This window comes from Parabacteroides faecalis (assembly GCF_022809355.1).
GTDB classification, from domain to species: domain Bacteria; phylum Bacteroidota; class Bacteroidia; order Bacteroidales; family Tannerellaceae; genus Parabacteroides; species Parabacteroides faecalis.
The window spans coordinates 24,739-33,387 of the sequence record NZ_JAKZMM010000046.1; the positions used below are offsets into that span (position 1 = coordinate 24,739).

The 8,649-nt window shown below is 42.6% G+C and carries 6 protein-coding genes; all 6 read right to left on the reverse strand.

The window, feature by feature from the left end; genetic code table 11:
- Positions 1–103 precede the first annotated feature (103 nt).
- Positions 104–943 (reverse strand): 30S ribosomal protein S2, encoded by an 840-nt coding sequence (gene rpsB, locus MUN53_RS14970; protein ID WP_243326314.1) that lies wholly within the window; start codon positions 941–943, stop codon positions 104–106.
- 196 nt (positions 944–1,139) lie between these two features.
- A complete protein-coding gene (gene rpsI / locus MUN53_RS14975; protein ID WP_022456761.1) occupies positions 1,140–1,526 on the reverse strand; it encodes a 30S ribosomal protein S9 in 387 nt (128 codons plus the stop codon).
- A 5-nt stretch (positions 1,527–1,531) separates the two neighbouring features.
- A complete protein-coding gene (gene rplM / locus MUN53_RS14980; RefSeq protein WP_022456760.1) occupies positions 1,532–1,987 on the reverse strand; it encodes a 50S ribosomal protein L13 in 456 nt (151 codons plus the stop codon).
- A gap of 430 nt (positions 1,988–2,417) precedes the next feature.
- Positions 2,418–6,107, reverse strand: coding sequence for a phosphoribosylformylglycinamidine synthase (purL, locus tag MUN53_RS14985; protein WP_243326315.1), 3,690 nt, complete (start codon positions 6,105–6,107; stop codon positions 2,418–2,420).
- Between the two features lie 290 nt (positions 6,108–6,397).
- Positions 6,398–7,156, reverse strand: a complete 759-nt coding sequence (locus tag MUN53_RS14990) for a DUF6599 family protein (protein WP_243326316.1) — start codon at positions 7,154–7,156, stop codon at positions 6,398–6,400.
- Positions 7,153–8,298 (reverse strand): DUF362 domain-containing protein, encoded by a 1,146-nt coding sequence (locus MUN53_RS14995; protein ID WP_243326317.1) that lies wholly within the window; start codon positions 8,296–8,298, stop codon positions 7,153–7,155. Before MUN53_RS14995 ends, MUN53_RS14990 begins: the two co-directional genes overlap by 4 nt.
- Positions 8,299–8,649: the final 351 nt, after the last annotated feature.

The window sequence follows — 8,649 nt, forward strand, 5'->3', positions numbered from 1 at the left end:
ATAGACAATGGACAATTGACAATTGACAATTTCTGTCAAAAGCCAATTGCCCATTGTATGTGTATTCGAATTGTCAATTGTCAACTATCAATTTTCAATTGAATTATTCTTCATCTTTAGCAAACTTACCAGCGATGTTAGCATTCAAAGCTTCATCATCTTCTTTCTTGGTACGTTCCTTCTTAGCTGCTTTAGCTTTACGTTCTCTTTTCGGAGCTTCTCCTTCACCAGCAGCTTCAGCATCTACTTTTTCAGCTTTGCGTTCCTGCAAGCCTTCGTTCATAGCTTCGCAGATAGCGCCTAAGATTACTTCTACTGATTTAGTAGCATCATCATTAGCCGGAATTACATAGTCGATGTTTGAAGGATCAGAGTTTGTATCAACCATACCGAATACAGGAATACCCAGACGGTTTGCTTCACGAACAGCGATATGTTCTTTCATCACGTCAACAACGAACAAAGCTGACGGCAGACGAGTCAGGTCAACGATAGAACCTAATGTCTTTTCCAATTTTGCACGCTGACGAGTGATCTGTAATTTTTCTCTCTTTGACAAATTATCAAATGTACCGTCTTTTGTCATCTTGTCGATCGTAGCCATCTTCTTGATAGCTTTACGGATTGTCGGGAAGTTAGTCAACATACCACCCGGCCAACGTTCGATCACGTAAGGCATACCTACAGAAGCAGCCTTATCAGCAACGACTTGTTTAGCTTGTTTCTTAGTAGCAACAAAAAGAACTTTCTTTCCCTGTTTTGCCAGGTTCTTCATTACTTCTGCTGCTTCTTCTACTTTAGCAACTGTTTTATATAAATCAATGATATGAATACCATTGCGCTCCATGAAGATATAAGGAGCCATAGCGGGGTTCCACTTTCTTTTTAAGTGTCCGAAGTGAACACCTGCTTCTAATAATTGATCAAAATTTACTCTTGACATTGTTTCTTTTCTTAAATCGTTTACATTCTTTTGTTTATACAACCCACAGGTAGTCTTCCCATATTCCTACATACAAAAAGAATCCTGCTGGTTTAGATACTAAACGTTCGCTTTCAGTTCTATAGTTTTTGAGCTTTTAAGTTTTTGAGTCATAAACCTAATAAACTTATCAACTAATAAACTTACAAACTCAAAATTAACGTTTACTGAACTGGAATCTTTTACGAGCTTTCGGACGACCCGGTTTCTTACGTTCAACAGAACGAGGATCACGAGTGATGAAGCCTTCTGCACGAAGAGCTGCTTTATCTTCCGGATTAATCTTAACCAACGCACGAGCAATACCCAAACGAGCTGCTTCTGACTGGCCTTTAAAGCCACCGCCTACCAAGTTGATCTTGATATCGTATTGTTCAGCAACATTCAATTTTGCTAAAGGCTGCTTTACAACAAACTGAAGAATTGAAGAAGGAAAGTAATTTGCAAGATCGCGGTTGTTGATTGTAATCTTACCTGTTCCTTCGCTAACGTACACGCGAGCAACTGCGGCTTTACGTCTTCCTATTGCATTTACTACTTCCATCGCTATTATTTATATGAGTTAATATCAATTGACTTAGGCTGCTGAGCTTCGTGTTTATGTTCTGTTCCTGCATAAACATACAAATTACCCAGTAACTTTGCACCCAGACGATTCTTAGGTAACATACCCTTTACTACTTTTCTATACAGATAACTCGGGCCTTTTGCTAATAAATCAGCCGGAGTGTATTCAATCTGTCCACCAGGATAACCGGTGTATCTCAAATAAATACGATCGTTCCACTTTTTACCTGTCAGAACGACTTTTTCTGCATTGATAATAATTACATTATCACCACAATCAACGTGAGGAGTAAAATTGGGTTTGTACTTGCCACGCAAAAGCTTTGCTACTTTTGCACAAAGACGACCTAATGTCTGGCCTTCAGCGTCAACGATGACCCATTCTTTGTTTACAGTTGCTTTGTTTGCAGAAATGGTCTTAAAACTTAAAGTATCCACTGCTTAAATTGTTTAATAAATTAATAAAATCAAAAAACTAATCTTTTCCCTTTGCCCCACCGGACACATGATGATGCAAAGTTCTAAGAACTAAACTTTTAGTACAATTTGATAATAATCGGCTTGCAAAGGTACGTATATTATTTGAATTACAAAACTTTCCATTCTTCTTTTTCTGAAAAAATATAGTGGCTTTTACTCATCTTCGGTTTCTTATTCATGATTCCAGAGGCTTTCCCGAACAATAATCCCTTTGTTATTGGGTGTGTTCTCATTAATCAACTCATAAGCGTTTTCTTCAGGTGATTCGACCTAAAAGATCTTTGTGTAAGAAAACCCACGAAAACCGTTTTCAATTCTCGAGAGTTTTGAAAACGATTCTCGTGGGTTTCTGTATGAGAAGTCTTACCTTATTATATATAAGACCTTTTTATTTCTTGTTTTCTTCAATCCATTTACGAGCATTCACAAAAGCTTCGATCCACGGAGTCACTTCATCGTTCCGGTGTTCCAATGGATAATAAGCGCATTGCCATGGGAACATTGCACGTTCCAAGTGAGGCATCATCGCTAAATGACGGCCATCGTGTGAGCAAACACCGGCAACAGCCCAAGGAGAACCGTTCGGATTAGCTGGATAGCCTTCATAATTATACTTAGCTACAATGTGATATTCTTTTTCCTCATACGGGAAATCAAACTTACCTTCACCATGAGCAACCCAGATTCCCAGCTTACTGCCGCTCAAAGAACCGAACATGACTGAATGGTTCTTCGGGATTTCCAAAGTAATGAAGTTAGATTCGAACTTGTGCGAATCATTATGCAGCATCTTATGTTTCTTTTCGTGTTCCGGATACAAGAGTTCCAATTCGGCCATCAACTGGCATCCGTTACAAATACCCAAACTCAAGGTATCTTTCCGGGCATAGAAACGATCGATTGCCGCTTTTGCCTTTTCGTTAAACAAGATACCAGCAGCCCAACCCTTGGCAGAACCCAATACGTCTGAGTTAGAGAAGCCACCACAGAATACGATCAGGTTGACATCATCCAGTGTCTCCCGGCCTGAAGCCAAGTCAGTCAGGTGAACATCCTTCACATCGAAGCCAGCCAGATACATTGAGTAAGCCATTTCACGCTCACCATTGGTTCCCTTATCTCGCAAGATAGCTGCTTTAATACCTGTCGGTTCACGACGATCAGCCGAAATACCGTAAGAAGCCAACGTACCGGTAAAGTTCTTGTTGAACTTGAATTCCAGCGGCTGCATCTTATAGTTCTCGAAACGATTGCCGGCACATACATTACCGCTCTGCTTGATATCCAACTTATAAGAAGATTCATACCAAACATCCCGCATATAGTCGATACCGAAATGATACTGGATTCCATCTTTCGATACGAGGATATGGCGTTCGTTGGTCGGTTTTGCAATTTCGGCAAAGCCTACACCTGCATCCATCATCAGTTTTTCGAAGGCTTTCTTGTCTTTTACCTGAACGATGATACCCGGATTTTCGGCAAACAGAATCTTCACAATGTCTGATTCATTAATCTTATCCAAGTTAACTTCCAAACCACCTTCTACATTGGCAAAGCACATTTCCAACAAGGTAGTAATCATACCACCAGCCGAGATATCGTGACCAGCCAGAATCAAACCTTTCTCGATTGCCTCCTGAACAGCATTGAAGGCATCGCTGAAATATTCCGGATCCTTCACGGTCGGCACTTCATTACCCAACTTGTTCAATACCTGTGCCAAAGCAGAACCGCCCAGTTTCAAGGTATCGAATGAGAAATCGATATAATAAATATGTGAATTCCGTTCGTGAACCAATACCGGAGAAACGATCTTCTTCACATCGCTCACTTCGGCACCGGCAGAAATGATCACGGTACCCGGAGCAATTACTTTGTCATCTCCATATTTCTGAGTCATTGACAACGAGTCTTTACCGGTCGGAATATTGATTCCCAACTCACAAGCAAAGTCTGATGCTGCCTGTACGGCTTTATACAAACGGGCATCCTCGCCTTCATTGCGGCACGGCCACATCCAGTTTGCACTCAAAGAAACACCAGTCAGCTTATCAGTCAACGGAGCAAAGACGATATTCGTCAAAGCTTCGGCTATCGCCATTACAGATCCGGCTGCCGGATCTACCATAGCTACCTGCGGCGCATGACCAATAGAAGTAGCGATACCAGCTTCTCCGCGGTAATCCAAAGCGACAGCTCCCAGGTCACTCAACGGCAATTGTAATTCACCCTGGCATTGCTGACGGGCAATCTTACCGGTTACGGAACGGTCCACTTTATTAGTCAACCAGTCTTTACAAGCAACGGCTTCCAATTGAAGTACGTTTTCCAGATAATGATGTAATTCTGATTCTTTGTAAACAACCGGCTGATAAGTTTCTTCTACCGTATGATCGCGCATGATGGTACGAGGCGGCTTACCGAACATATATTCCAACTTGATATCAATCGGTTTAACGCCATCTGCCTGTTCGAAGACAAACTTCATATCGTTGGTAGTTTCACCTACGACATACATCGGGGCACGTTCACGTTCAGCAATACGTCTTACCCGTTCTACGTCTTTTTCTTCCATCAGCAAGCCCATACGTTCCTGGCTTTCATTACCGATGATTTCCTTTGCCGACAAGGTCGGATCACCAATTGGCAACTGACTCATATCGATATGTCCACCGGTTGCTTCCACCAATTCAGACAGACAGTTCAAATGACCGCCAGCTCCGTGGTCGTGGATAGAAACAATCGGATTATCTTCAGATTCGGCAATCGAACGAATCACGTTAGCCGCACGCTTCTGCATCTCAGGATTGGCACGCTGTACAGCGTTCAGCTCGATACCACTCGTATATTGTCCGGTATTTACTGACGAAACAGCACCACCACCCATACCGATCCGATAGTTGTCACCACCGATTACAACTACCTTTTCTCCAGGTTTCGGATCACCTTTCAAAGCATCCCGTTTATTGGCAAAACCAACACCACCAGCCAACATGATGACTTTATCATAAGCATACTTCTTATTATTCTCAGCATGCTCGAATGTCAGGACAGAACCGCAGATCAGCGGCTGACCGAACTTATTACCGAAATCGGATGCACCGTTAGAGGCTTTAATCAAGATCTGTTCCGGAGTCTGATACAACCACGGACGAGGATCAAGTACTTTCTCCCATTCACGGGCGCCTTCCGTACGAGGATAAGCCGTCATATAAACAGCTGTTCCAGCAATTGGCAAAGAAGCCTTACCACCGCCCAGACGGTCGCGGATTTCACCACCCGTACCTGTTGCCGCACCGTTAAACGGTTCTACGGTTGTCGGAAAGTTATGTGTTTCCGCTTTCAACGAGATCACAGTCTTGATGTCTTTGATCGCGAAGTAATCGGGTTTATCACCGCTCTTCGGAGCAAACTGTTCTACTACCGGACCATCGTTGAAGGCCACATTATCTTTATAAGCCGATACCAACTTATTCGGGTTCTCGGCCGAAGTTTTCTTAATTAAATTGAATAACGAACTTTCCTTTTCTTCGCCATCGATAATAAAGGTTCCGCCGAAGATCTTATGACGGCAGTGTTCAGAGTTCACCTGAGAGAAACCGAACACTTCGCTATCCGTCAGCTTGCGTTGCAGCTTTTCGCTGACTTCCTTCAGGTAAGAGATTTCTTCCTGACTTAATGCCAAACCTTCCTGTTCGTTATAGGCTTCCAGATCATCAATATAAACAATTGGATCCGGTTGTTTACTAATCGTAAAGATTTCCTGGTTCAGTCCATTGTAAATACGTTGCAGCATCGGATCATGATCAGCATCGCCCGACTCTACCGGGAAATACTCTTCTATACGACTAATACCGGCCAAACCCATGTTCTGGGTTATTTCAACTGCATTCGTACTCCATGGCGTTATCATTTCACGACGCGGACCAACAAACCAACCGTTCATGGTTTCTGTTTCAACGGGTGTTGCTCCACTGAATAGCCACACCAGTTTCTTTGTGTCTTCTGGTGAAAACGCTTGCTTAGCTTCTACGGCCAGCACCGTTTTAGTTGGAGATTGAAAGAATAGAATCATATATGATCAATTTATAGTTTTAAGTTCTCAAGTTATTAAGCATTTAAGTTCCTGAGTTTTTCAATTCATCCGTTTTAAAAGCACGAAACAAATCAGTTTGAATCATGAATCAACTTGCAAACTCATAAATACATTCATCCGTTGACTCCCTAACTGACAAACTTACCAACTCATAAACTTATCAACTTAAAGTCTGTAACAGACTACAAAGATACGTTTTTTCCGGTAATGAACAGATATATTCCCGGCAAACCCTCCTAAAATATACGAACATTTAAAAGCCTTTCCGTTCAGAAACCAAACAAGCCGTCAGGTTCCGAATCATTTTCGTCTTCTTTCCCCACACATTCCAGGAAAAGATCCCCTGTATTTCGAATCTGTCCGGCAGGTAATTTTTTCCGTAAAGCTTCCAATTGATCTGGAGTTTCAAAGCAGACAACCGCCCGATACAGATCGCCTTCTTCAACAAACCAGACACCTGTATATTGGATTCCTTCCAGCAAATGCGTCAAAGAAGAACTGACTTCCGACAAGCCGATCTTACCCCGCAGGAATTTCAAGATACCGGATTTAGGCGAAAGCGATTGAAATGCGACCGGGAATTCCACTTTTTCGGCTTCCTCTCCGGACAGGAAATGACGCAAAACCGCATCTGCCTGCAGCTTTGCCCGCTCTGATCCGGAAGGAAATACCAATGAAACGTACCGGTTACCACATACCGTTTGCAACTGATAGGGCGAAAGGCAATCAATACATCCTAATGTATCTGCCCGTTGACAACGGAATACATGTAACGAATAAATCCCATACGCATCTTCCGGAGTTGGCATTTCATAGATTTCCAATGCATATTCTTCCCCATCATATTCCAAATCGCGAGCTGTCAGCTTCGTAACGCCATACTCCAGAAACTGTTCAGCTCCGCCATTCATATAACCATACAGTCCGGTTCCGGTAAAAACACGCTCACGCTTCACCGTCATCTCCTGAGCCTCCAAACAGGATATGGATAAACACAGCAAACAAGTCAAAAGCAATCCTTTCATCATCCATTCAGATTTATCTCATGTAAATCGATTTTCTCCGGGTTGGCAATACCCAAACCTAAGGTTTCAGCCATCTCCAGGAAAGCACGTGCACCTTTCTTTTCCTCTTTCTGTACGCCTTCGGCTATACGCTTCTCCAGAATCATCCGATAACCGACCTCATCAACAGCCACCGGGTCTGTTCCTGCCAGTATGGAATGATACGGACAAATAAACTGCGGATTGGCAGCCGGTCCGCCATCAAAGCAACCTATCATTCCATCCAAAATATTCAATACTACCTTATCTCGTAAAGGAGGGAAAGCACAAACCGAAGCACAAGTATCGTTCCACATCTGTCCATGCAAGCGGGCTGTATTCGTAATCGAGCCAAAAGCCAGGTTCTTCATGCAGCCGGTAATCGTTGTTCCCGCATTCTTCAGAATCGGTACATTGATGATTTTCGTCACCATCTCCGTACAGATCTTCGTGAAATAAGAATACTTTCCGCCATTAATCATATACGGCATGGTATAAGCATCATATTCTCCTTCTACATCCACAAAGAAGAACTGCGACTTATCCACCCGTTCTTCTCCATAAAACTTACCTTCGGCATTCACATAACTGCCATTCTCATCCTGATATTCTGTCCCGATGATCCGAATTTCCGGATATTGTTCGGCAGTAAAGCCAGCTTCTCGCAAATCAACTTCCCGGCGGTCCCAAATAATGATCTGCCGACGGGAAATACCGGATTCCTCCAATTGTCGGACAATCGACTTCGTCAAAGCATGCGAAGTAGACAACAATTTGCCCGCAATCGGGTTTACTTTCAAACCGATCACATCCTCCGGTCCCACAAACTGAAGCCAGGCGGCTTTCAAATCCGATGCACCCGTCAAGTCAAGCATGCATGTCTTCAACATTTCGTATGCAATCTCTTCCGACGGACGCCCATCTACTATACAATCCGTATTCTTGACTTTCACCACCTTACCCGGATACTTACCCGGCATGGACTGCGCCGTGCGTGGAACAGCCAACGCATCCTTCAAATTCGTTTCCGGTTTATCATCAGCCACCGGAACAGCTTTTGCTATCGGAGAAAATACCATTCCAGCTCCACCCAAAGCCAACGAACGGAAAAAGTTTCTTCGTTTCATACTCCCTATCTATTTATGTTTTGAAGTAAAAGTTCAACAAGAATTTATAAACCTACAAACTCAACTATTCAAAAAATGAAATACATACAAAAGTAAAAAAACTATCTGCCAATCCAAAGGAAACAGGCAAAAGGATGCCTGATCGTATAAAGATAGTAGAAAAGTAATCGAAAAGTATATTTTTGACAGCTGTCGAAAAGCTTTTCCATATTAGTCGAAAAGCTTTATCACATATATGGTAAAGCTTTTTGACAGCTGTCAAAAATATGAAAAGTAATGGCTTTTCAGGGCTGACGCATTACAAACTTCCAGACCTTTTAAAAAGTATTTATCTTTAGAGAGTCAAAGGGA

Excerpts from the sequence above, each read along its gene's own strand:
- rpsB (WP_243326314.1), bottom strand. The coding sequence starts at position 943 with ATGTCAAGAGTAAATTTTGATCAATTATTAGAAGCAGGTGTTCACTTC.
- rpsI (WP_022456761.1), bottom strand. The coding sequence starts at position 1,526 with ATGGAAGTAGTAAATGCAATAGGAAGACGTAAAGCCGCAGTTGCTCGC.
- purL (WP_243326315.1), bottom strand. The coding sequence starts at position 6,107 with ATGATTCTATTCTTTCAATCTCCAACTAAAACGGTGCTGGCCGTAGAA.
- MUN53_RS14990 (WP_243326316.1), bottom strand. The coding sequence starts at position 7,156 with ATGATGAAAGGATTGCTTTTGACTTGTTTGCTGTGTTTATCCATATCC.
- MUN53_RS14995 (WP_243326317.1), bottom strand. The coding sequence starts at position 8,298 with ATGAAACGAAGAAACTTTTTCCGTTCGTTGGCTTTGGGTGGAGCTGGA.